Source organism: Cupriavidus cauae (genome assembly GCF_008632125.1).
In the GTDB taxonomy this organism is placed as follows: Bacteria; Pseudomonadota; Gammaproteobacteria; order Burkholderiales; family Burkholderiaceae; genus Cupriavidus; species Cupriavidus cauae.
Genome location: NZ_VWRN01000074.1, coordinates 70,274 through 91,835, shown reverse-complemented (window position 1 = coordinate 91,835; position 21,562 = coordinate 70,274). Strand labels below are relative to the sequence as shown.

Genomic DNA, 21,562 nt, shown 5'->3' with positions numbered 1-21,562 from the left:
GAGCCATCCATGCCGACTTTCCACGTAGAGATGTTCGAGGGCCGCACCATCGAGCAGAAGCGCAAGTTCGTCGAGGAAGTGACCCGTGTCACCTGCGAAACCCTCGGCTGCTCGGCCGGCGCGGTCGACATCATCATCACCGACGTCAAGCGCGAGAACTGGGCCACCGGCGGCGAGCTGTGGGCCGACAAGAAGTAACGCCCGTCGACATCGTCCTCGCCATCGTTCCTGGTCATCGTTCCTTCTCCGGGCATCCACGAACCGGCGCCTCGCGCCCCTGTACGGAACCGTCATGCAGCATTTCGCCTCGGACAACTACGCCGGCTTCTGCCCGGAATCGCTGAAGTACTTCCTCGAAGCCAACGGCAGCGGGCACGAGCAGGCCTATGGCGACGATTCGTGGACGCAGAAGGTCTGCGATCGCATCCGCGACCTGTTCCAGACCGATTGCGAGGTGTTCTTCGTATTCAACGGCACGGCGGCCAATTCGCTGGCGCTGTCGGCGCTGTGCCAGTCGTATCACTCCGTGATCTGTCACGAGCTGGCGCATATCGAGACCGACGAGTGCGGCGGGCCGGAGTTCTTCTCCAACGGCTCGAAGCTGCTGACCGCGCCGGGCGCCCACGGCAAGCTGACGCCGGATGCGGTCGAGGCGCTGGTCACGCGCCGCAGCGACATCCACTATCCGAAGCCCAAGGTCGTGTCGCTGACGCAGTCGACCGAGGTCGGCACCGTCTATACGGTCGAGGAAGTGCGCGCGATCTCGGCCATCGCCAAGCGGCGGCAGCTGCGGGTCCATATGGACGGGGCGCGCTTTGCCAACGCGGTGGCGTCGCTGGGCGTGCATCCGTCCGAGATCACCTGGCGCGCGGGCGTCGACGTGCTGTGCTTCGGCGGCACCAAGAACGGCCTGCCGGTCGGGGAGGCGGTGGTGTTCTTCGACCGCAAGCTGGCCGAGGACTTTGCCTATCGCGTCAAGCAGGCCGGGCAGCTGGCCTCGAAGATGCGCTTCATCTCCGCGCCGTGGCTGGGGCTGCTGGAGAACGACGTGTGGCTGGCCAACGCCCGCCATGCCAATGCGATGGCGCAGCTGCTGCACGATTGCATCGCCGGCATTCCCGGCGTGCGCATCATGTTCCCGACGCAGGCCAACGCCGTGTTCGCCGAGCTGCCGCTGCCGGCGATCGAGGCGCTGCGCGGGCGCGGCTGGCGCTTCTATACCTTCATCGGCGCCGGCGGCTGCCGCTTCATGTGCTCGTGGGACCTGCGGCCCGAGACGGTCGAAGCGCTGGCGGCCGACATGCGCGAGGTCTGCGCCGCGTGATTGCGGGCGTGTGGATGCCGGCGTGTGGATGCCGGCGCCCGCTTGCCGGCACGTGATTGTCGGCATGTCCATATGGACCGTTGTCTGACCCCGGCGCCTTGCGCCATCGAACAGGAAATCGAGCCATGCCCTCCTATCGCTACTGTCCCCACTGCGGCACGCCGCTGATGGCGCTGCCGATGTCCGGGCGCGAACGCATGGCCTGCGTGCAGGACGGCTGCCAGTTCGTGCAGTGGGACAACCCGCTGCCGGTGCTGGCCGCGGTGGTCGAGTACGAGGGCAAGCTGCTGCTGGCGCGCAATGCCGCGTGGCCGCCGTCGATGTACGCGCTGGTCACCGGCTTTCTGGAGCGCGACGAAACGCCGGAGGCGGGCGTGGCGCGCGAGCTGAAGGAAGAGACCAATCTCGATGCGCAATCGGTTTCGCTGATCGGCGTCTACGAATTCATGCGCAAGAACGAGCTGATCATCGCCTACCACGTGCGCGCGACCGGCACCATCGCGCTGTCGGAGGAGCTGGCCGACTACAAGCTGGTGGCGCCGGAAAAGATGCGGATCTGGAATGCGGGCACCGGCTTCGCGGTGGCCGACTGGCTGGCCGCGCGCGGCTATCCGGTGCGCTTCTTCGACCGCCAGACCGGCGAGGACATTCCCGACCCGCGCCAGGCCGCGCGGGCGGAGGGCGCCGGCGCGACGCTACAATACCGGCCATGAAGCCTCAGGGAAGGCTTGCCGACATCGCCCATACCAGGGAAACAAGGAAGAGACCATGGAGTTCCAGAAGGAAGTGGACGCGCGCGGGCTGAACTGCCCGCTGCCGATTTTGCGGACCAAGAAGGCGCTGGCCGATATGGCGAGCGGAGAAGTGCTGAAGGTGCTGGCCACCGACCCGGGCGCGACCCGCGACTTCCAGGCCTTCGCCAAGCAGACCGGCAACGAGCTGCTGTCGCACCAGGAGGTCGACAAGGTGTTCGTGTTCTACATGAAGCGCCGGTAAGCGGGCGAGCAGGCCAGCAACCGAGCGGTCCCGCAGTTCGGGCCGCAGACGACAAAGCCGCCCTCGGGCGGCTTTTGTTTTGGAGGTTGGGAGAGGGCGGGCGAGGGCTGGGCGAGGGCGCCCGCCAACGCAGGCGCCCTTGTCCGGACAATCGTCCGCCCAAACGCCTCAGATCCGCTCGCGCAGATAGCTGCCGAACTCGTCGCGCACCTCGGGATGCTTCAGCGCGAACTCGACCATCGCCTTCAGATAGCCGAGCTTGCTGCCGCAGTCGTAGCGCACGCCCTGGTAGCGGTAGGCCAGCACCTGTTCCTGGCCGAGCAGCGACTGGATCGCGTCGGTCAGCTGGAATTCGCCGCCGGCGCCCGGCTTCAGGTTGCGGATATGTTCGAAGATGCGCGGGGTCAGGATATAGCGGCCGACCACGCCCAGGTTCGACGGTGCCACTTCCGGGTCCGGCTTCTCGACGATGCCGGCGACCTTGATCACGCCTTCGTCCCACTCGCGGCCATCGACCACGCCGTAAGATTTACTCTGCTCGGGTGCAATTTCTTCCACACCCAGGATGGAGCAGTTGTAATGATTGTAGAGGTCGACCATCTGCTTCATCACCGGCGGCTGGCCGTCGAGCAGGTCGTCCGCCAGCATCACGGCGAAGGGCGCGTCGCCGACCAGCTTCTCGGCGCACAGCACCGCATGGCCCAGGCCGAGCGCCTCGGGCTGGCGCACGTAGAAGCATTCCACATGCGACGGCTTGATCGAGCGGACCACCTCGAGCAGCGCCTGCTTGTTCTTCGCCTCCAGCTCGACCTCGAGCTCGTAGGCCTTGTCGAAATGGTCCTCGATCGCACGCTTGGAGCGGCCCGTCACAAAGATCATCTCCGTGATGCCGGCGGCCATCGCCTCTTCGACCGCATACTGGATCAGCGGCTTGTCCACCACGGGCAGCATTTCCTTGGGGCTCGCCTTGGTAGCGGGCAGGAAACGGGTGCCGAGCCCGGCTACCGGGAATACGGCCTTGGTGACGCGGGTTTCCATAAAAGAGGCTCCTTCTCAGTTTTTGATGTCGTCAGCCTTGCGTTAAAGCAAGGCGCATGCCCTGGACCGCGCTGCCGGCACTGCCGCCGGCACGGACACCGACATCGAGGCCGCCACCGACGCGAACGCGGTGGGTGTCGACCTCATGCCGGCAGCCGTTGCAACTGGTCCTGCAGCTTGGCCAGCGTCTGCTCGAAATCGGCCAGCCGCTGGTTTTCCTGTTCGACCACCGCGGCCGGCGCCTTGGCCACGAAGCTCTCGTTGGCCAGCTTGCCGCGGGCCTTGGCGATCTCGCCGCCGATGCGCTGGATCTCCTTGCCGAGGCGCACGCGTTCGGCGGCGACGTCGATCTCGATCTTCAGCAGCAGGTGACTGCCGCCGACGATGGCGACCGGCGCACCGGCGCCTTCGGCCATCAGGGTCTGCTCGTCTTCGAAGACGCGAACCTCGGAAAGTTTCGCCAGCGCCTGGATATAGTTCTTTGCCGCGTGCAGGAAGGCGTTGTCGCCATGCGCGTACAGCGGGATCCGCTGCGCCGGCGAGATGTTCATTTCGCCGCGCAAATTGCGGCAGGCATCGACCATCGCCTTCAGTTGCGCGACCCAGGCCTCGGCCGTTTCGTCGATCTTCGCGGCGGCGGCGAGCGGGTAGGGCTGCAACGCGATCGATTCGCTGCCGTCGCCCTTGCCGCGACCGGCCAGCGGGCCGACCTTCTGCCACAGTTCCTCGGTGATGAACGGGATGATCGGATGCGCGAGCCGCAGCACGGTCTCGAGCACGCGCAGCAGCGTGCGGCGCGTGGCGCGCTGCTGCGCCGGCGTGCCGTTCTGGATCTGCACCTTGGCCAGTTCCAGGTACCAGTCGCAGTACTCGTCCCAGACGAACTTGTAGATCGCGTTGGCGATATTGTCGAATCGGTATTCGCCGAAGCCCTTCTCGACCTCGGCCTCGACCCGCTGCAGCAACGACACGATCCAGCGGTCGGCCTGCGAGAAGTCGAGGTAGCCGTCCGGACCGCAGTCCTGGTTGCACGGCCCCATGCCGCAGTCGTGCCCCTCGGTGTTCATCAGCACGAAGCGGGTCGCGTTCCACAGCTTGTTGCAGAAGTTGCGGTAGCCTTCGCAGCGGCCGGTGTCGAAGTTGATGTTGCGGCCCAGCGTGGCCAGCGAGGCGAAGGTGAAGCGCAGCGCGTCGGCGCCGAAGGCCGGAATGCCGTTGGGGAATTCCTTCTTCGTCTTCGCTTCGATCTTCGGCGCATCCTTGGGCCGGCGCAGGCCGGTGGTGCGCTTCTTCAGCAGTTCGGGCAGCTCGATGCCGTCGATCAGGTCGACCGGGTCGAGCGTGTTGCCCTCGGACTTGCTCATCTTCTTGCCTTCGAAGTCGCGCACCAGGCCGTGCACGTACACGTCCTTGAACGGGACCTGGCCGGTGAAGTGCTTGGTCATCATGACCATGCGCGCGACCCAGAAGAAGATGATGTCGTACCCGGTAACCAGCACCGACGACGGCAGGAAGTGCTGCAGTTCGGGCGTCTGCTCGGGCCAGCCCAGCGAGGAGAACGGCACCAGCGCCGAGGAGAACCAGGTGTCGAGCACGTCCTCGTCGCGGCGCAGCGGCCCGGCGAAGCCGGCGGCCTGCGCCTGCGCGCGCGCTTCCTCTTCGGTGCGCGCGACGTAGCAGTTGCCGGCCTCGTCGTACCAGGCCGGGATCTGGTGGCCCCACCACAGCTGGCGCGAGATGCACCAGTCCTGGATATTGGCCAGCCACTGGTTGTAGGTGCTGACCCAGTTCTCGGGGATCAGGCGGATCTCGCCGCTCTGCACGGCGTCGAGCGCGACCTCGGCGATCGAGCGGCCGGGGTAGAAGGTGCCTTCCGGCGCCGGCTTGCTCATCGCGACGAACCACTGGTCGGTCAGCATCGGCTCGATCACGCTGCCGGTGCGCTCGCTCTTCGGCGTCATCAGCTTGTGCTTCTTGACCTCGACCAGCAGGCCCTGCGCGTCGAGGTCGGCGACGATGCGGCGGCGCGCCTCGAAGCGGTCCAGGCCGACGTATTGCGCGGGCGCGCCATCGGCGATCTTCGCGTCGAGGGTCAGCACCGACAGCTGCGGCAGGTTGTGGCGCTGGCCCACCGCATAGTCGTTGAAGTCATGGCCCGGCGTGACCTTGACCACGCCGGTGCCGAATTCGCGGTCGACGTAGTCGTCGGCAATCACCGGGATCTCGCGATCGGTCAGCGGCAGCTTCGCCATCTTGCCGATCAGGTGCGCGTAGCGCTCGTCCTCGGGATGGACCATCAGCGCGACGTCGCCCAGCATCGTTTCCGGGCGGGTGGTGGCCACCGTCAGATGGGTCAGCCCCGTGCGCGTATCCGGCTCGACCAGCGGATAGCGGATATGCCAGAGCGAGCCTTCCTCCTCGACGCTCTCGACTTCCAGATCGGACACGGCGGTGCCCAGCACCGGGTCCCAGTTGACCAGCCGCTTGCCCCGGTAGATCAGCCCCTGCTCGTGCAGGCGCACGAATACCTCGGTGACCACGCGCGACATCTTCGGGTCCATCGTGAAATATTCGCGGCTCCAGTCGATCGACGCGCCCATGCGCCGCACCTGCCGCGTGATGGTCGAGCCCGATTCCTCCTTCCAGGCCCAGACCTTCTGCACGAAAGCCTCGCGGCCGAGGTCGTGGCGCGAGACGCCCTGCGCATCGAGCTGGCGCTCGACCACGATCTGCGTGGCGATGCCGGCGTGGTCGGTCCCGGGCACCCACAGCGTGTTGGCGCCCCGCATGCGCGCGTGCCGTGCCAGGCCGTCCATGATGGTCTGGTTGAACGCGTGTCCCATGTGCAGCGTGCCGGTGACGTTGGGCGGCGGCAGCTGGATGGCGAAATCGGGCCGGTCCGGGTCGAGGGTGGGCCTGGCGATGCCCCGTTTTTCCCACTCGGGGCCCCATTTGGCCTCGATGGCGGCGGGTTCGAAGCTCTTGGCTAGGGACTGGTCTTGGGCGGTCATGCTTGGGATGTCGATCGATGCGTGAAGGCCGGCGAGCCGGTGCGGCTCTCGCGGTCTGGTGCGCGCCTGCAGGGCGCGGCCAAAGGGAGACAAGCCCTAAATTATAGGGGAGCCCGCTCGGTGACGCCCAAAATGCCCTTGCGGGGCGCGCCTGCCCGCCGCGCGCCGCCTCCACATCCACCGCAGGACAAACCGCAGTATCGCCGCTCCGTGGACGCCGATGCGTTCGCTAGAGCACGGTCGCGGCAGGCCGCCGGGCCTATCGTCTGCGTTGGGGGCTCGGGCAGGGGACGCCGCATGGCGGTCCGGGCGGGTTGCCGGGGCGCGGGCGGGCCCCCGGCGTGCAGTCGGCCGACGGCCGGGTCATGGACATGAACCAGAACGAGAACGAACACAATCAGGGCGGCGCCCCAGGCCACAGCCTGGCGCCGCTGCTGCTGCGCCTGCGCCGGGCCCCGGTGCGGGCGCGCGGCCGGGTCACCTTCGAACGGATCCTCGATACCACCGCGTTGCTGCTCGACGAGGTCGGGGTCGAGCGGATCACCACCAACCTGATCGCCAGCCGCGCGGGGATCAATATCGCCACGCTGTACAAGTACTTTCCCAACAAGCTGTCGGTCATCAATGCGCTGTTCGAGCACCAGATGCGCCAGCGCGCGGCCGATTCGCTGGCGGTGCTGCCCTCGGCCGGGGCGGTGGAGGACTGGCGCGCGGTGGTCGACGCGGTGTTCGACCAGGTCCGCACCGCGCGCAGCCGCCAGCCGGGCAGCATCGCGCTGCGCCGGGCGATGCAGTCGTCGCCGGAGCTGCGCCGCATCCACGATGCCACCAGCCGCGAGGTCGCCGAACTGCTGGCGCGCTGGCTGATGCAGCACCAGCAGGTGGCCGAGGACGATGCCCGCCTGACTGCGCGCTGCGCGATCGAGGTGCTGACCGCGCTGATGGACCTGGCCGAGGGCGAGGACGAGGCGGTGCGCGAGCGCATCCACGCCGAGGCCCGGCGCCTGCTGAAGGCCTGCCTGGCGCCGTGCTTCGAGCCGCAGCGGCTGGACGACGCGGCGCTGCCGTAGCGCGGGAGGCCGGGCGAGGCCGGGCTGAGGCTGAGGCTGAGGGAGGTTGAGGAAGGCTGAGGAAGGCTGAGGGAGGCTGAGGGAGGCTGAGGGAGGCTGAGGGAGGCTGAGGCAGGCCCCCGGCTGAGCCGTCCGGCGAGGCCGTGGAAAGGCGCGCCGTTATAATGGCCCGATTCCTCAAGGCCCCTCCCGATGTCCGACCTGCTTGCCAATCTGAACGCCGAACAACTTGCCGCCGTCACGCTGCCGGACGAACCGGCGCTGATCCTGGCGGGCGCGGGCAGCGGCAAGACGCGGGTGCTGACCACGCGCATCGCGTGGCTGATCCAGAACGGCCGCGTGTCGCCGGCCGGCATCCTGGCGGTGACCTTCACCAACAAGGCCGCCAAGGAGATGCAGACGCGGCTGTCGTCGATGCTGCCGATCAATACCCGCGGCATGTGGATCGGCACCTTCCACGGCCTGTGCAACCGCATGCTGCGCGCGCATTTCCGCGATGCCGGGCTGCCGCAGACCTTCTCGATCCTCGACAGCCAGGACCAGCTGTCGGCGCTCAAGCGCCTGCTGAAGTCGCTGAACGTCGACGACGAGAAATATCCGGCGAAGAACCTGCAGTACTTCATCAACAGCGCGAAGGAGCAGGGCCTGCGCGCGGCCGACGTCGAGGCCAACGACGACTTCAACCGCCGCTTCGTCGACCTGTATGCCGCCTACGACGAGCAGTGCCAGCGCGAGGGCGTGGTCGATTTCGCCGAGCTGCTGCTGCGCTGCTACGAGCTGCTGCGCTACAACGACGCGATCCGCCAGCACTATCAGCACCGCTTCCGCCATGTGCTGGTCGACGAGTTCCAGGACACCAACGTGCTGCAGTATCAGTGGCTGAAGCTGCTGGCGGGCTTCGGCACCGGCAATGCCGCGGCGGTGTTCGCGGTCGGCGACGACGACCAGAGCATCTACGCGTTCCGGGGCGCCAATGTCGGCAACATGCGCGACTTCGAGCACGAATTCCGCGTGCGCCATCTGATCAAGCTGGAGCAGAACTATCGCTCGCACGGCCATATCCTCGACTCGGCCAATCACCTGATCGCCCACAACGCGCGCCGGCTCGGCAAGAACCTGCGCACCGACGCGGGCCACGGCGAGCCGGTGCGGGTCTACCAGGCCGGCACCGACGGGCAGGAGGCCGGGTGGATCGTCGAGGAGATCCGCGACCAGATCGCCCAGGGCACCAGCCGCGCGGAGATCGCGATCCTGTATCGCAGCAACGCGCAGTCGCGCGTGATCGAGCACGCGCTGTTCTCGTCCGGCATTCCGTACCGCGTCTACGGCGGCCTGCGCTTCTTCGAGCGGGCCGAGGTCAAGCACGCGCTGGCCTATCTGCAGCTGCTGGAAAATCCGCGCAACGACGCCGCCTTCGCCCGCGTGGTCAACTTCCCGACCCGCGGCATCGGCGCGCGTTCGATCGAGTCGCTGCAGGACGCCGCGCGGCAGTACAACTGCGCGCTGTCCGAGGCGGTGGCCTATGTCGCCGGCGCGGCCGGCGGCAAGCTGGCGTCGTTCGTGCGGCTGATCGACCAGATGCGCTTCGAGACCCGGCAGATGACGCTGCCGGAGACGGTCGAATACGTGATCAATACCAGCGGGCTGATCACGCATTACCAGGCTGAGAAGGAAGGCCAGGACCGCATCGAGAACCTGCGCGAACTGGTGACCGCGGCGCAGGCCTTCGTGGTGGAAGAGGGCTACGGCCTCGACGCGCCCGCCAACGCGATTCCGGTGAGCCGCCGGCAGAGCCTGGATCGGCCGCTGCCGGCCCTGGCCGAGGGCGACCAGGCGCAGCAGGTGCTGGACCCCGAAGCGTTGCCCGAGGTGATGACGCCGCTGGTCGCCTTCCTGACCCATGCCTCGCTGGAGGCCGGCGACAACCAGGCCCAGGCCGGGCAGGACGCGGTGCAGATGATGACGGTGCACGCGGCCAAGGGCCTCGAATTCAATGTGGTGTTCATCAGCGGGCTGGAGGAAGGGCTGTTCCCGCACGAGAACAGCATGCTCGACGCCGACGGGCTCGAGGAAGAGCGCCGGCTGATGTATGTGGCGATCACGCGGGCGCGCGAGCGGCTGTACCTGTCGTTCGCGCAGAGCCGCGTGCTGCATGGCCAGGTGCGCTACCACATCCGCTCCCGCTTCTTCGACGAGCTGCCCGAGGGCGCGCTGAAGTGGCTGACCCCGCCGGCGCAGAACTACGGCGCGCAGCGGCGCCAGTCATCGGAAAGCGCGTGGGGCCGCGACTGGTACAAGCGGGCCGAGGACGTGCCCTATACCGGCAGCCGCGCGACCGGCGGCATGGACACCGGCAACGGCTACGCCGACCAGAAGCGGCAGGCCGAATCCGGCTGGCGCATCGGCCAGCAGGTCTTCCACAACAAGTTCGGCGAGGGCGTGATCAAGGCGCTCGAAGGCGAGGGCGCGGATGCCCGCGCCAATATCGAGTTCAAGCGCCACGGCGCCAAGTGGCTGGCGCTGTCGGTGGCGAAGCTGGACGCGATCGATTGAGCCTGGTGGGTGGTGTCAGGCTGCCGCGCTGTCCCCATTCGGCGGCGCGATGTTGAAGCAGCCGCGATAGGTCGCGTAGAACGAGCAGTACAGGATCGCCAGCATCAGCAGCGAATACGGCGTCACCAGGAAGGACAGCACGCCTTCGGCGCCGAAGGCGCTGAAGATCGCCTCCAGGAAGAAGGGCACCGCCACCAGCAGCAGCACGAACAGCATCGCATAGGTGAAGAAGGCCCCGCGGTTGCGCCAGCACGCGGTCCAGCTGAAGAACAGCGCCTTGACCGGCGGCACGTTGTGCCAGGCGGCCAGCAGCGGCGCGAACCAGAACAGCATCGCGATCGGCGTGTACAGCGCCGCCCCTACCAGCAGCGCGTAATACAGCTGGCGGATCGCCTCCGGGGTCGGCGGCTCTTCCTTGAGCAGCACCGGCAGCAGCGCGCGCATGTCGACCAGCGTGCCGGCGATCAGGCTGAGCAGGAACACAAGTCCCGCATAGATGGCGCCCAGGATCAGCAGATGGCGCGCGGCCACCTTGCCGTTGCTGCGATATCCCGCCAGCAGCACGGTGGGCATCACCTTGCGGTTCTGGATCACCTCGCGGCACGCGGTCATGATGCCGACCGACAGGCCCGGCGTCACCACCAGCAGCGCAACGATGCCGATCAGCGGAATGAAGATGGCGATCTGCGCGGCGATCAGATAGATGAACAGCAGCATCAGGAAGGTCAGCGGGTTCTTGCGGAACAGCCACAGACCCTGGCGGAACCAGACGTAGCCTTCCTTGGCGGGGACTTCCAGTAGTTGCATGACGAATCGGGTCCGAATCAGGTGCGGCGATCAGGGGCTGCCATCGGCGGCGCCCATCAGGTCCAGGGGAGCGCGGTGGTGGCGATGCGCCGGCGCAGGATGCGTTCGAAGTGAGTCGGGTCGTGCGGCTCGAGCATGTCGGCCTCGCGCGGCAGATGGTAGTCCCACAGCCGCGAGACCCAGAAGCGCAGCGCTCCGGCCCGCAGCATGTGCTGCCAGTGCGCGGCCTCGATCGCGTCCAGGGGTCTGACCGCATGATAAGCCCGCAGCAGCGCGGTCGCGCGCGGGGCGTCCAGCTCGCCGCTGGCCAGGTCGATGCACCAGTCGTTGACGGTCACGGCCAGATCGAACAGCCACTTGTCGTCGCCGGCGAAGTAGAAATCGAAGAAGCCGCCCAGCCGCGACTGGCCGTTGCCGGCGTCCTCGAACAGCACGTTGTCGCGGAACAGGTCGCAATGGCAGGGGCCGCCCGGCAGTGCGGCATAGGCTGCGCCGCCAAAGAACGCGCTCTGGAACGCGAGCTCGTCCTGCAGCAGCGCGCGCTGGCTGTCGTCGAGGAAGGGCAGGATCTGCCCTTCCGTCTCGCGCCACCACGCCAGGCTGCGCAGGTTCGGCTGCTGGCGCGGATAGCCGCGGCCGGCCAGGTGCATGCGCGCCAGCATGTCGCCGACCTCGGCGCATTGCTGCGCGTTCGGTGCCAGCTGCGAGCTGCCCGGCAGCCGCGTGACGATGGTGGCGGGCTTGCCCTTGAGCGTGCGCAGGATCTCGCCGTCCTTGCCCGGCATCGGCGCGGGCACGCGGATGCCGCGTTCGGCCAGATGCGCCATCAGATGCAGGTAGTACGGCAACTGGTCGAAGCGCAGCCGCTCGAAGATGGTCAGCACGTAGTCGCGCGTCTGGCCGTCCCGCTCCATCGTCACGAAGAAATTGCTGTTCTCGATGCCCGAGGGAATGCCGCGCAGCGCGCGCAGCGTACCGAGGTCGTAGTCGAGCAGCCATTGCGCGATCTCGTCGTGCGAGACCGTGGTGAATACAGCCATACTGTCTTGTCTGGTTGGAACCGGATGTAAAGCCGGATGGCGCCGGCGGGCAAGGCCCGCGGCATGCCGTGGCGCCGCGGACAGCGGCGTCCGGCGCGGCCCGGAAGCGAACCCCCGGGCCGGGAGCGGTGAAACGTCGGATGGCGCGCGCGGACGGGTCGGCCCCGTCCGCGGCAGGCTCAGAACTGCAGCACGCGCACCGAAGGCACGCGATTGACTTCCCGTTCGCGGATGCGCGGCGAGCTGTCCTCGGGACGGCTCATCTGGTATTGCGTGCCCGCGCCGGACTTCACTTCGATATCGACCTGCTGGCCGCGGCGGTCGCGGTATTCGCGCACCTGCGTGCCATCGGCCTCGTTCAGCTGGAAGCTCGGCTCGCGCGGATGATTGAGCTGGGTCTTCGCCGACGGGGCGATGGGCTGGTTGTTGATCTCGTTCAGTTCCTGCTGGGACAGCGCGCCGTTGTCGTCGGCGGCCTGCTGTGCGGACTGCTGGGCCAGCGCGGCCGGCGCGGCGATCAGCGCGAGTACCGTCGCGGCCAGCGTCAGGCCGCGTCGCGCAACCCCCGGCAGGGGCTCCGGCTCGTCCGCGCTGGCGGCCGGAAAGGAAAGGGAGGTCATCTCGGGCTCCTGTGCGATGCGCGCGGGGTGCCGGCGCATCCGAATGGGCGCCGCGCGCGGCAGGGCCGGGCGCGACTCGGGCATCAGGCTTGCATTCTAGCAATTCCTGCCGCCCGCGGGCCCGTGGCGAGGCGGTTCGGGCACTCGGGCACCGCCCGCCCACGCCACTCACAGATAGAACATCTCTTCCTTCGGCGGGATCGGGTTTTCGCCGCCGCGGCGCTCGTAGTAGTCGTAGACCGCCTCCAGCACCTCGTGCGGCTCGTCGACGATCTGCATCAGATCGAGGTCGTGCTCGGCGATCAGGCCCATCGGCAGCAGCGTGAAGCGGAACCAGTCGAGCAGGCCCTTCCAGAAGCGGCTGCCCACCATCACCACCGGTACCGCGCGCGACTTGCCGGTCTGCACCAGCGTCAGCACCTCGGCCAGTTCGTCGAGCGTGCCGAAGCCGCCCGGCATCACGATGAAGGCGTCCGAGTTCTTGACGAAGGTCACCTTGCGCGTGAAGAAATGGCGGAAGCGCATGGCGATGTCCTGGTACGGATTGCCCTGCTGTTCGTGCGGCAGTTCGATATTGAGGCCGACGCTCGCGGACTTGCCTGCGTGCGCGCCCTTGTTGGCCGCTTCCATGATGCCGGGGCCGCCGCCGGAGATCACGGCGAAGCCCGCGTCGGAGAACAGCCGCGCGATGTCGATGGTCTGCTGGTAGTACGGCGAATCCTCGCGCAGGCGCGCGCTGCCGTAGATCGAGACGGCCGGCCGGACCTCGGACAGGTACTCGGTCGCCTCGATGAACTCTGCCATAATCGTGAACATTTGCCACGAGGCGCGCGCCTTCTTTGCAGTCGCGCGATCTTCGTCGGCCAGCGCACGCAGGCTGGGAATCATCTTGCGCGGGTTGGTCCGCGCCGCCTTGGCGGACGCCGGCGCTTCGGCGGGCGAGGCGGTATCGCCCGGGCCATCGTCGGCGGGGCCGACGGTGACGTTCACATCCATATCCGCAGCCGTGGTGATCTTGCCTTCGTTGGCACGGACCGCCGCGGTCACGGGGTTGCTGCGGCTGCCGGCCACGCCGTTGGCGTGGTCGGGGGCGGTGGGTTCACCGCTTGCCGCGGCACCAGTCAATTTCGAGTCCATGGGAATGTCGGATAGTCCTAAAACACTGCTGCTCGTCGATGGGTCGAGCTATCTATATCGCGCGTATCACGCGCTGCCGGATCTGCGCAACGGCGAAGGCCTGCCCACAGGGGCCATCTACGGCATGATCAACATGCTGCGCAAGCTGCGCAACGATTACCCGGCAGAGTATAGCGCCTGCGTGTTTGACGCCAAGGGCAAGACCTTCCGCGATGCGCTGTACCCCGCATACAAGGAACACCGCCCGTCGATGCCCGAGGATCTCGCGCGGCAGATCGAGCCGATCCATGAGGCGGTGCGCGCGCTGGGCTGGCCGATCGTCGTCGTCGATGGCGTCGAGGCCGACGACGTGATCGGCTCGCTGGCCTGCCAGGCTACCGCGGAGGGCATCCGCACCGTGGTGTCGACCGGCGACAAGGACCTGGCGCAGCTGGTGAACGACAGCGTCACGCTGGTCAATACGATGAGCGGCGAGGTCCTCGATCCGCCGGGCGTGGTGGCCAAGTTCGGCGTGCCGCCGGAACGCATCGTCGACTATCTGTCGCTGATCGGCGATGCGGTCGACAACGTGCCGGGCGTGCCCAAGGTCGGTCCGAAGACCGCGGTCAAATGGCTGACCGAATACGGCACGCTCGACGGCATCATGGCCAACGCCGACAAGATCAAGGGCGTGGTCGGCGAGAACCTGCGCAACACGCTCGACTGGCTGCCGCGCGCGCGCGAGCTGGTGACGGTGAAGATCGACTGCGATCTGTCCGGACCGATCCCCGACTTCCACGCGCTGCGCGACATGGGCGAGGACAAGGAGAAGCTGGTCGCGTTCTTCTCGCGCTACGGCTTCAAGACCTGGCTGCGCGAGCTGACCGGCGAACGCCTGCCCGATGCGCGCGCGCAGGCCGCTGCCGCCGCGGCGTCGCGCGGTCCGCAGGCGAGCCTGTTCGACGGTCCGGCCGCCACCGATGAGCCCGTGGCGGAGACCCCGCCGGCCGAGATCCGCTACGAGACCGTGGTCACCGAGTCCGCGCTCGAGGAATGGGCGCGCCGGATCGAACGCGCCGAGCTGACCTGCATCGATACCGAGACCACGTCGATCGATCCGATGCAGGCGCAACTGGTCGGCATCTCGCTGTCGGTCGAGCCCGGCATCGCCTGCTATATCCCGGTCGCGCACCAGGGCCCCGATGTGGCGGGCATGGAAGGCCGCGGCCAGCTGCCGCGCGACTTCGTGCTGGCGCGGCTGCGTGCGTGGCTGGAGGACCCGGACCGGCACAAGGTCGGCCAGCATCTGAAATACGACGTCCATGTGTTCGCCAACCACGGCATCGCGCTGCGCGGCATTCGCCATGACACTATGCTGCAGAGCTACGTGCTGGCCTCGCACCGCAATCACGGCATGGACAGCCTCGCCGAACGGCTGCTGAACCTGAAGACGCTGACCTACGAGGAGGTCTGCGGCAAGGGCGTCAACCAGCTGTGCTTCGACCAGATCGACCTGGCGCGCGCCACCGAATACGCGGCCGAGGACGCCGACGTGACGCTGCGCCTGCATCGCAAGATGTATCCGCAGCTCGAGGCGGCCGAGGGCCTGCGCTACGTCTACGAGCGCATCGAGATGCCGGTGTCGGTGGTGTTGCAGAAGATCGAGCGCAACGGCGTGCTGATCGATGCGCCGCGCCTGGCCGCGCAAAGCGCCGAATTGGGTCAGCGCATGATGGAACTGGAGCAGCGCGCCTACGAGGCCGCCGGCCAGCCGTTCAACCTGGGCTCGCCCAAGCAGATCGGCGAGATCCTGTTCGGGCGGATGCAGCTGCCGGTGGTCAAGAAGACCAGCAGCGGCGCGCCGTCGACCGACGAAGAGGTGCTGCAGAAGCTGGCCGAGGACTATCCGCTGCCGCGGCTGCTGCTCGACTATCGCGCGCTGTCCAAGCTGAAGTCGACCTACACGGACAAGCTGCCGCGCATGGTCAATCCCGCCACCGGACGCGTGCATACCAGCTACGGCCAGGCCACCGCGGTGACCGGCCGGCTGGCGTCGACCGAGCCGAACCTGCAGAACATCCCGGTGCGGACCGAGGAGGGCCGCCGCATCCGCGAGGCCTTCATCGCGTCGCCGGGCCATGCGATCGTGTCGGCGGACTATTCGCAGATCGAGCTGCGCATCATGGCCCATATCTCGGGCGACGAGAACCTGCTCGGCGCCTTTGCGCGCGGCGACGACATCCACCGCGCGACCGCGGCCGAGATCTTCGGCGTGGCGGCGGATGCGGTCAGCAGCGAGCAGCGCCGCTATGCCAAGGTCATCAACTTCGGCCTGATCTACGGCATGAGCGCGTTTGGCCTGGCCAGCAACCTCGGCATCGAGCGCGACGCGGCCAAGCACTATATCGACCGCTATTTCATGCGCTATCCCGGCGTGGCGCGCTACATGGAAGAGACGCGCCAGACCGCGCGGGAGCAGGGCTATGTCGAGACCGTGTTCGGCCGCCGGCTGTGGCTGCCGGACATCAACGGCGGCAACGGCCCGCGCCGCCAGGCCGCCGAGCGCGCCGCGATCAATGCGCCGATGCAGGGCACCGCGGCCGACCTGATCAAGCTGTCGATGATCGCGGTGCAGGACTGGATCGAGCGCGAGTCGCTCGGCACGCGGCAGATCATGCAGGTGCACGACGAACTGGTGCTGGAGGTGCCGACCGCCGAACTGGAACTGGTGCGCACGCGCCTGCCGGAACTGATGTGCGGCGTGGCGGCGCTGCGGGTGCCGCTGGTCGCCGAAACCGGGGTCGGTGCGAACTGGGAAGAAGCGCACTGAGGTGTTCGCCCGGTGCCGTCTTGCCAAGTTTGCTGCATTGCAGCAAACTGGTGCCGACAGAACTGACAGAACTGACAGAACTGACAGAACTGACAGAACTGACAGAACTGACAGAACTGACAGAACTGACAGAACTGACAGAAGCAGGCAGCAGTCGCCGCCGGCATGCCGGCGGTCCGACCATCCAGAACGGGTAGAACAATGCAAACAAGCGCGCATCGGATTGTCGTAGTCGGCGGTGGGGCAGGTGGGCTGGAACTGGTGACGCGTCTCGGCGACAAGCTGGGCAAGCGCGGCGCCGCGCATATCACGCTGGTCGACCGTTCGCCCACGCATATCTGGAAGCCGCTGCTGCACGAGGTCGCCGCGGGCAGCATGGACCAGAACACCCATCAGCTCGAATATGCGGCGCAGGCGCTCTGGCACCATTTCGAGTTCCAGCAGGGCGAGCTGACCGGCCTCGACCGCACGCGCAAGACGATCTCGGTCGCGGCCTGTGTCGACCAGGACGGGCTGGAACTGCTGCCCGCGCGCGACATTCCCTATGACACGCTGGTGCTGGCGATCGGCTCGGTCACGCATTTCTTCGGCACGCCCGGCGCGGCCGAACATGCGATCGCGCTCGATACCGTCGAGCAGGCCGAACGCTTCCGCCGCCGGCTGATCTCGGCCTGTGTCCGCGCGCAGAACGGGCTCAGCCGAAACGACGACGATGGCGACGGCCGGCCGGACGTCGATGTCGTGATCGTCGGCGCCGGCGCGACCGGCGTCGAGCTGTCGGCCGAGCTGCGCAATACCGCGCAGGTGCTCAATGCCTACGGGCTGCACCGCCTGGACCCCCGCCGCGACATCCATATCACGCTGATCGAAGGCGGCCCGCGCATCCTGCCGGCGCTGTCCGAGCGCGTGTCGAGTGAAACCGCCGAACTGCTGCGCAAGCTGGACGTGCGCATGCTGGTCGGCGAGCGCGTCACCGAGATCGGGCCCGATGCGGTGCTGACCGCCAGCGGCAAACGGATTCCCGCCGAACTGACGGTGTGGGCGGCGGGCATCACCGCACCGCCGGTGCTGAAGACGCTCGGCCTGACGTTGAGCCGGCAGGGCCAGATCGTGGTCAGGCAGACGCTGCAGAGCGAAGACGACCCGGACATCTTCGCGTTCGGTGATTGCGCCAGCTGCGCGTGGCCGGCCAAGCAGACCACGGTGCCGCCGCGCGCGCAGGCCGCGCACCAGCAGGCCAGCTTTCTGTACGACGCGTTGCGGGCGCGGCTGGAGGGCCGGCCGCTGCCGGAATTCCAGTTCAAGGATCTCGGCTCGCTGGTCTCGCTGGGCCGTTTCACCGCGGTCGGCAACCTGATGGGTGGGTTGATCGGCGGCTCGATGTTCATCGAGGGGCTGATGGCCCGGCTGATGTACTCGTCGCTGTACCGGATGCACGTGATGGCGCTGCACGGCGCGGTGCGGATGGCGCTCGATACGGTCGCGCACTGGCTGCGCAGCAAGACCAATCCGCGGGTGAAGCTGCACTGAGCGGTTGGCCGCCCCGGGCGAGGCGGGCGCGGCAAGGGCCGGGCTCGGAGGGGCGCCGCAAAGGCACGTCAGGGGCTCGGAGGGGGCTCGGCGGAGGCTCGGCAGGGCTCGGCAGGGGCTTCGCAGCGGCTCCGCACGGTCTTGGTAGGGCCTCGGTAGAAGCTCGACATGCGCTCGGCAAGGGCGCGGGCACTGCGCGCGCCGCCCGCCGGCCTGCAGCGTGCGCTGGACACCATGTTTGCTTAGAATCGCCTTCCTGATGCCCCGGCTCGTCTGCTGGCGCAGCGTCCCCCGTTCGCCAACATCAGGAGACCCGCATGCTCAAGCCCGAAGTCGAAAGCCTCGTACCCGGCCAGACGTTCGACCGGCGCAGCTTCGTCAAGACCGCCCTCGGCTCGGCCTTCGCCGCCGCAGCGCTGCCGGTCACCGCGCAAGCGATCAAGACCGACTTCGAAGGGCTGACGGCCGGCGAGGTCACCATCCCCTCCGGCGACTTCAGGATGCCGATCTACCGCGCGATGCCGCAGGGCAAGCGCGACCTGCCGGTGGTGCTGGTGATCAGCGAGATCTTCGGCGTGCACGAATACATCGCCGATACCTGCCGACGCTTCGCCAAGCAGGGCTATCTGGCGATCGCGCCCGAGCTGTTTGCGCGCCAGGGCGATCCGACCAGCTTCGGCACGATCCAGGAACTGCAGCGCGAGATCATCGCTAAGACGCCGGACAACGAGGTGCTGGGCGACCTCGATGCGGCGGTGGCCTGGGCCGGCGCCAACGGCGGCAATCTCGGCAAGGTCGGCATCACCGGCTTCTGCTGGGGCGGCCGCGTGGTCTGGCTGTACGCCGCGCACAGCAGGCAGCTGAAAGCCGGCGTCGCGTGGTACGGCCGGCTGAACGGCGACACCACGCCGCTGCAGCCCCGCCATCCGATCGATCTCGCCGCGCAGCTGAAGGCGCCGGTGCTTGGGCTGTACGGCGGCAAGGACACCGGCATCCCGCTGGAGGCGGTCGACCGGATGAAGGCCGCGCTGGCGGCGGCCAACAACCCGGCGGCCAAGGCCTCCAAGTTCATCGTCTACCCCGAGTCCGGCCACGCCTTCCATGCCGACTACCGGCCGAGCTACCGCGAGGCGGACGCGAAGGACGGCTGGCAGAAGTGCCTGGCGTGGTTCAAGGAGCATGGGGTGGCGTAAGGCGGCGTTGGGGGGTAGGCGGGCGCCGGCATATTTCCAGGTTGGGTACGTTCGTCCCCTTTCTGGGAATCTCGGGCACGAGCAGGCACGCCGCGCTGAGCCGGCGCCGGGCGAGCGATGGGCGGACGATGAGGGGACGATGGGCGGACGATGAGGCGGCAATGAGACGACGACCGCTGCAACGGAGGCTCGGCCCATTGCAAAACCGCCCCCGACCTCCGTACAATGCGGGCTTTGCGCCTCTTGCAACAGTGTTGCGTTTATACGGATCGACGCGGCCAGGCCGCGCGGCCCGCGACACGGGCAGGGGCGAACCCTCCGGGAGCCCATCATCTTTTCCACGCTCGTCTTGATCCTGCTGGCCACCACGATTTCCGGCGTGGGCAGCATTCTCGGTGCCGCCCTGCTGTCTCTGACCGCGGCATCGCGCGCGGTGGAGCGCATGGTCAGTTTTTCGGTCGGCGTGCTGCTGGCCACCGCCTTGCTGCATTCGCTGCCGGAGGCGTTCGCCTCGGGCGCCGACCCGCGCGCGCTGTTCGGCACGCTGCTGGCCGGCCTGCTGGGCTTCTTCCTGCTGGAAAAGATCTCGCTGCTGCGCCATTCGCACCATCACGAGGGCGACGGTCATCATCACCATCACGGGCATGACCGCGAAGAGGCGGGCCGCAGCGGCCTGACCATCCTGGTTGGCGACACCTTCCACAATTTCGCGGACGGCATCGTGATCGCCGCGGCCTTCCTGGCCGACCCGAAGATCGGCATCGTCACCGCGCTGGCGATCGCCGCGCACGAGATCCCGCAGGAAGTGGGCGACTTCATCGTGCTGCTCAATGCCGGGTTTTCGAAGGCGCGCGCGTTTGCCTTCAATCTGCTGTCGAGCCTGGCCGCGGTGGTCGGCGGGTTGGTGGGGTACTTCCTGCTCGACGAGATGAGCAGCTGGGTGCCGTATGTGCTGGTGATCGCCGCCAGCAGCTTCCTCTATATCGCGGTCAGCGATCTGATGCCGCAGATGCAGCGCAAGCCGCGCTGGCGCGAATCGATCGTGCAGGTGGTGCTGGTGGCGGCCGGCATCGCGGCGATCGTCTGGGTGACCGACGGGGTCCACGATCACCACGGCCACGGCGAGGCCGGCCATGGCGCAGCCGACCATGCGCACGCGCACACCGACCATTGAGTTCGTCCAGCCGCCGCTCTCCCCGGGCGGCTGGCTGGACTAGCGCCGGACCGGCGCCCGCTACCGCGCCCCGAGGGCGGTTGAGTCGACTGGCGGCGGCTACCGCTCTCCGAGGGCGGTTGACTCGACTGGCGCCGGCTACCGCTCCCCGAGGGCGGTTGACTTGACTGGCGCCGGCTACCGCTCGCCGAGGGCGATCGACTCGACTGGCGCCGGCTACCGCTCCCCGAGGGCGGTTGACTCGACTGACGCCGGCTTGCCAGTCCCGAGGGCGGCTGGCTTGACCGACGCCGGCCTACCGGTCCCCGGTGGCGACCGGCCGCGCCGGATCGGCGCACCACTCGCTCCACGAACCGGGGTAGAGCGCCGCGCCCGGCAGTCCCGCCACTTCCAGCGCCAGCAGATTGTGGCAGGCGGTGACACCGGAGCCGCACTGCATCACCGCGCGCTCCGCTGGCGTCGCGCCCAGCACGCCGCCGAATTCGCCGCGCAGCGCCTCGGCGGGCTTGAAGCGGCCGTCGGGCTGCAGATTGTCCTTGAAGCAGCGGTTGACCGCGCCGGGAATATGGCCGCCGACCGGGTCCAGCGTCTCGTTCTCGCCGCGGAAGCGATCGGGCGCGCGGGCATCGACCACCAGCCGCGTCGGCGACTGCAGATTGGCCATCAGGGTATCGGCGTCGACCGTGCCGACCAGCGAAGGGCGGCGGGTCAGGTTGCCGCCTGCCAATGCCTCCGGCTCCGGCGTGGTGCCGCTCTCCAGCGGCAGGCCGGCGGCGACCCAGGCCTGCTTGCCGCCGTCGAGCACGGCCACCGCCTGATGGCCGATCCAGCGCAGCAGCCACCAGGCCCGCGCGGCGTACATGCCGCCCTGGGCGTCGTAGACCACCACCTGGGTGTCGTCGTTGACGCCGAGCGCGCGCAGGCGCGCCGTCAGCGCATCGGCATCGGGCAGCGGATGGCGGCCGTTGCTGCCGGTCTTCTCGCCCGACAGCTCGTTGTCCAGATGCAGGTAGAAGGCGCCGGGCAGATGGCTCTGGTGGTAGGCCTCGCGGCCGGCGGCGGGATCGGTCAGGTCGAAGGAGCAATCGATCAGCACGCTGTGCCGGCCCGGATCCTGGCGCAGCGCATGCAGGTCGGCGCAGGAGATCAGCGTGGTCCAAACGGCTTGGGGCATCGTAAAACCTGTCTAGTGGCGACGGATCGTCGAGGAATTCCGATGATCGCCGAAAGTGGCGTCTGCCGCTATCGGGCCGAGGCTGA

At 67.9% G+C, this 21,562-nt stretch carries 18 protein-coding genes; 11 read left to right on the top strand and 7 right to left on the bottom strand.

The features are described 5' to 3' along the window. Window positions 1–9: 9 nt before the first annotated feature. From F1599_RS25680 to F1599_RS25665, 4 genes are all read left to right on the top strand, one after another. Complete coding sequence (locus F1599_RS25680; RefSeq protein WP_150084926.1) at window positions 10–198, top strand: 4-oxalocrotonate tautomerase; 189 nt, start codon at window positions 10–12, stop codon at window positions 196–198. A gap of 94 nt (window positions 199–292) precedes the next feature. Next, window positions 293–1,324 carry a threonine aldolase family protein gene (locus tag F1599_RS25675; RefSeq protein ID WP_150084925.1) on the top strand — a complete coding sequence of 344 codons (1,032 nt, stop codon included), beginning with the start codon at window positions 293–295 and terminating at the stop codon, window positions 1,322–1,324. A 125-nt stretch (window positions 1,325–1,449) separates the two neighbouring features. Further along, window positions 1,450–2,037, top strand: coding sequence for an NUDIX domain-containing protein (locus tag F1599_RS25670; RefSeq protein ID WP_150084924.1), 588 nt, complete (start codon window positions 1,450–1,452; stop codon window positions 2,035–2,037). A gap of 55 nt (window positions 2,038–2,092) precedes the next feature. Then, window positions 2,093–2,320 carry a sulfurtransferase TusA family protein gene (locus F1599_RS25665; RefSeq protein WP_006578930.1) on the top strand — a complete coding sequence of 76 codons (228 nt, stop codon included), beginning with the start codon at window positions 2,093–2,095 and terminating at the stop codon, window positions 2,318–2,320. 168 nt (window positions 2,321–2,488) lie between these two features. Here F1599_RS25665 and galU read toward each other — a convergent pair whose 3' ends face one another. Together galU and F1599_RS25655 are read right to left on the bottom strand one after the other, a co-directional pair. Continuing rightward, on the bottom strand, window positions 2,489–3,358 hold the full coding sequence (galU, locus tag F1599_RS25660) for a UTP--glucose-1-phosphate uridylyltransferase GalU (protein WP_149316927.1): 870 nt from the start codon (window positions 3,356–3,358) through the stop codon (window positions 2,489–2,491). Window positions 3,359–3,501: 143 nt separating this feature from the next. Beyond that, window positions 3,502–6,369, bottom strand: a complete 2,868-nt coding sequence (locus F1599_RS25655) for a valine--tRNA ligase (RefSeq protein WP_150084923.1) — start codon at window positions 6,367–6,369, stop codon at window positions 3,502–3,504. Window positions 6,370–6,740: 371 nt separating this feature from the next. Here F1599_RS25655 and F1599_RS25650 point away from each other — a divergent pair, with 371 nt between their 5' ends. Together F1599_RS25650 and F1599_RS25645 are read left to right on the top strand one after the other, a co-directional pair. Beyond that, window positions 6,741–7,439, top strand: coding sequence for a TetR/AcrR family transcriptional regulator (locus tag F1599_RS25650; protein WP_187829107.1), 699 nt, complete (start codon window positions 6,741–6,743; stop codon window positions 7,437–7,439). Window positions 7,440–7,631: 192 nt separating this feature from the next. Then, window positions 7,632–9,992, top strand: a complete 2,361-nt coding sequence (locus tag F1599_RS25645; protein WP_150084922.1) for a UvrD-helicase domain-containing protein — start codon at window positions 7,632–7,634, stop codon at window positions 9,990–9,992. A 15-nt stretch (window positions 9,993–10,007) separates the two neighbouring features. Here the strand turns inward: F1599_RS25645 and F1599_RS25640 are convergent, their stop codons facing one another. The 4 genes from F1599_RS25640 to F1599_RS25625 form a co-directional block, all read right to left on the bottom strand. Then, window positions 10,008–10,799, bottom strand: coding sequence for a BPSS1780 family membrane protein (locus F1599_RS25640; protein ID WP_150084921.1), 792 nt, complete (start codon window positions 10,797–10,799; stop codon window positions 10,008–10,010). A gap of 56 nt (window positions 10,800–10,855) precedes the next feature. After that, complete coding sequence (locus F1599_RS25635) at window positions 10,856–11,839, bottom strand: homoserine kinase (protein ID WP_150084920.1); 984 nt, start codon at window positions 11,837–11,839, stop codon at window positions 10,856–10,858. A gap of 179 nt (window positions 11,840–12,018) precedes the next feature. After that, window positions 12,019–12,459: a hypothetical protein gene (locus F1599_RS25630; RefSeq protein WP_370639530.1), complete on the bottom strand. Its 441-nt coding sequence runs from the start codon at window positions 12,457–12,459 to the stop codon at window positions 12,019–12,021. Window positions 12,460–12,627: 168 nt separating this feature from the next. Further along, the gene (locus F1599_RS25625; RefSeq protein ID WP_149316934.1) at window positions 12,628–13,596 is read right to left on the bottom strand and encodes an LOG family protein; all 969 of its coding nucleotides are present in this window, start codon (window positions 13,594–13,596) and stop codon (window positions 12,628–12,630) included. Window positions 13,597–13,600: 4 nt separating this feature from the next. Here F1599_RS25625 and polA point away from each other — a divergent pair, with 4 nt between their 5' ends. The 5 genes from polA to F1599_RS25600 all read left to right on the top strand — a co-directional run bounded on the left by polA (window position 13,601) and on the right by F1599_RS25600 (window position 20,302). After that, the gene (gene polA, locus F1599_RS25620) at window positions 13,601–16,405 is read left to right on the top strand and encodes a DNA polymerase I (protein ID WP_150084919.1); all 2,805 of its coding nucleotides are present in this window, start codon (window positions 13,601–13,603) and stop codon (window positions 16,403–16,405) included. A gap of 20 nt (window positions 16,406–16,425) precedes the next feature. After that, window positions 16,426–16,602, top strand: a complete 177-nt coding sequence (locus tag F1599_RS25615; protein ID WP_190286454.1) for a hypothetical protein — start codon at window positions 16,426–16,428, stop codon at window positions 16,600–16,602. A 4-nt stretch (window positions 16,603–16,606) separates the two neighbouring features. After that, window positions 16,607–17,935 (top strand): NAD(P)/FAD-dependent oxidoreductase, encoded by a 1,329-nt coding sequence (locus F1599_RS25610; protein WP_149316936.1) that lies wholly within the window; start codon window positions 16,607–16,609, stop codon window positions 17,933–17,935. A 317-nt stretch (window positions 17,936–18,252) separates the two neighbouring features. After that, window positions 18,253–19,128, top strand: coding sequence for a dienelactone hydrolase family protein (locus F1599_RS25605; RefSeq protein ID WP_150084917.1), 876 nt, complete (start codon window positions 18,253–18,255; stop codon window positions 19,126–19,128). A gap of 379 nt (window positions 19,129–19,507) precedes the next feature. Continuing rightward, entirely contained in the window at window positions 19,508–20,302 is a 795-nt protein-coding gene (locus F1599_RS25600) for a ZIP family metal transporter (protein WP_263364069.1), read from the top strand. Window positions 20,303–20,597: 295 nt separating this feature from the next. On the opposite strand, the gene F1599_RS25595 is transcribed toward F1599_RS25600, so the two are convergent. Further along, the gene (locus F1599_RS25595) at window positions 20,598–21,476 is read right to left on the bottom strand and encodes a sulfurtransferase (protein WP_149316940.1); all 879 of its coding nucleotides are present in this window, start codon (window positions 21,474–21,476) and stop codon (window positions 20,598–20,600) included. Window positions 21,477–21,562 lie beyond the last annotated feature (86 nt).

Coding starts and splice junctions, on each gene's coding strand:
- F1599_RS25680 (WP_150084926.1), top strand. CDS start 10: ATGCCGACTTTCCACGTAGAGATGTTCGAGGGCCGCACCATCGAGCAG.
- F1599_RS25675 (WP_150084925.1), top strand. CDS start 293: ATGCAGCATTTCGCCTCGGACAACTACGCCGGCTTCTGCCCGGAATCG.
- F1599_RS25670 (WP_150084924.1), top strand. CDS start 1,450: ATGCCCTCCTATCGCTACTGTCCCCACTGCGGCACGCCGCTGATGGCG.
- F1599_RS25665 (WP_006578930.1), top strand. CDS start 2,093: ATGGAGTTCCAGAAGGAAGTGGACGCGCGCGGGCTGAACTGCCCGCTG.
- galU (WP_149316927.1), bottom strand. CDS start 3,358: ATGGAAACCCGCGTCACCAAGGCCGTATTCCCGGTAGCCGGGCTCGGC.
- F1599_RS25655 (WP_150084923.1), bottom strand. CDS start 6,369: ATGACCGCCCAAGACCAGTCCCTAGCCAAGAGCTTCGAACCCGCCGCC.
- F1599_RS25650 (WP_187829107.1), top strand. CDS start 6,741: ATGAACCAGAACGAGAACGAACACAATCAGGGCGGCGCCCCAGGCCAC.
- F1599_RS25645 (WP_150084922.1), top strand. CDS start 7,632: ATGTCCGACCTGCTTGCCAATCTGAACGCCGAACAACTTGCCGCCGTC.
- F1599_RS25640 (WP_150084921.1), bottom strand. CDS start 10,799: ATGCAACTACTGGAAGTCCCCGCCAAGGAAGGCTACGTCTGGTTCCGC.
- F1599_RS25635 (WP_150084920.1), bottom strand. CDS start 11,839: ATGGCTGTATTCACCACGGTCTCGCACGACGAGATCGCGCAATGGCTG.
- F1599_RS25630 (WP_370639530.1), bottom strand. CDS start 12,459: ATGACCTCCCTTTCCTTTCCGGCCGCCAGCGCGGACGAGCCGGAGCCC.
- F1599_RS25625 (WP_149316934.1), bottom strand. CDS start 13,596: ATGGACTCGAAATTGACTGGTGCCGCGGCAAGCGGTGAACCCACCGCC.
- polA (WP_150084919.1), top strand. CDS start 13,601: ATGTCGGATAGTCCTAAAACACTGCTGCTCGTCGATGGGTCGAGCTAT.
- F1599_RS25610 (WP_149316936.1), top strand. CDS start 16,607: ATGCAAACAAGCGCGCATCGGATTGTCGTAGTCGGCGGTGGGGCAGGT.
- F1599_RS25605 (WP_150084917.1), top strand. CDS start 18,253: ATGCTCAAGCCCGAAGTCGAAAGCCTCGTACCCGGCCAGACGTTCGAC.
- F1599_RS25595 (WP_149316940.1), bottom strand. CDS start 21,476: ATGCCCCAAGCCGTTTGGACCACGCTGATCTCCTGCGCCGACCTGCAT.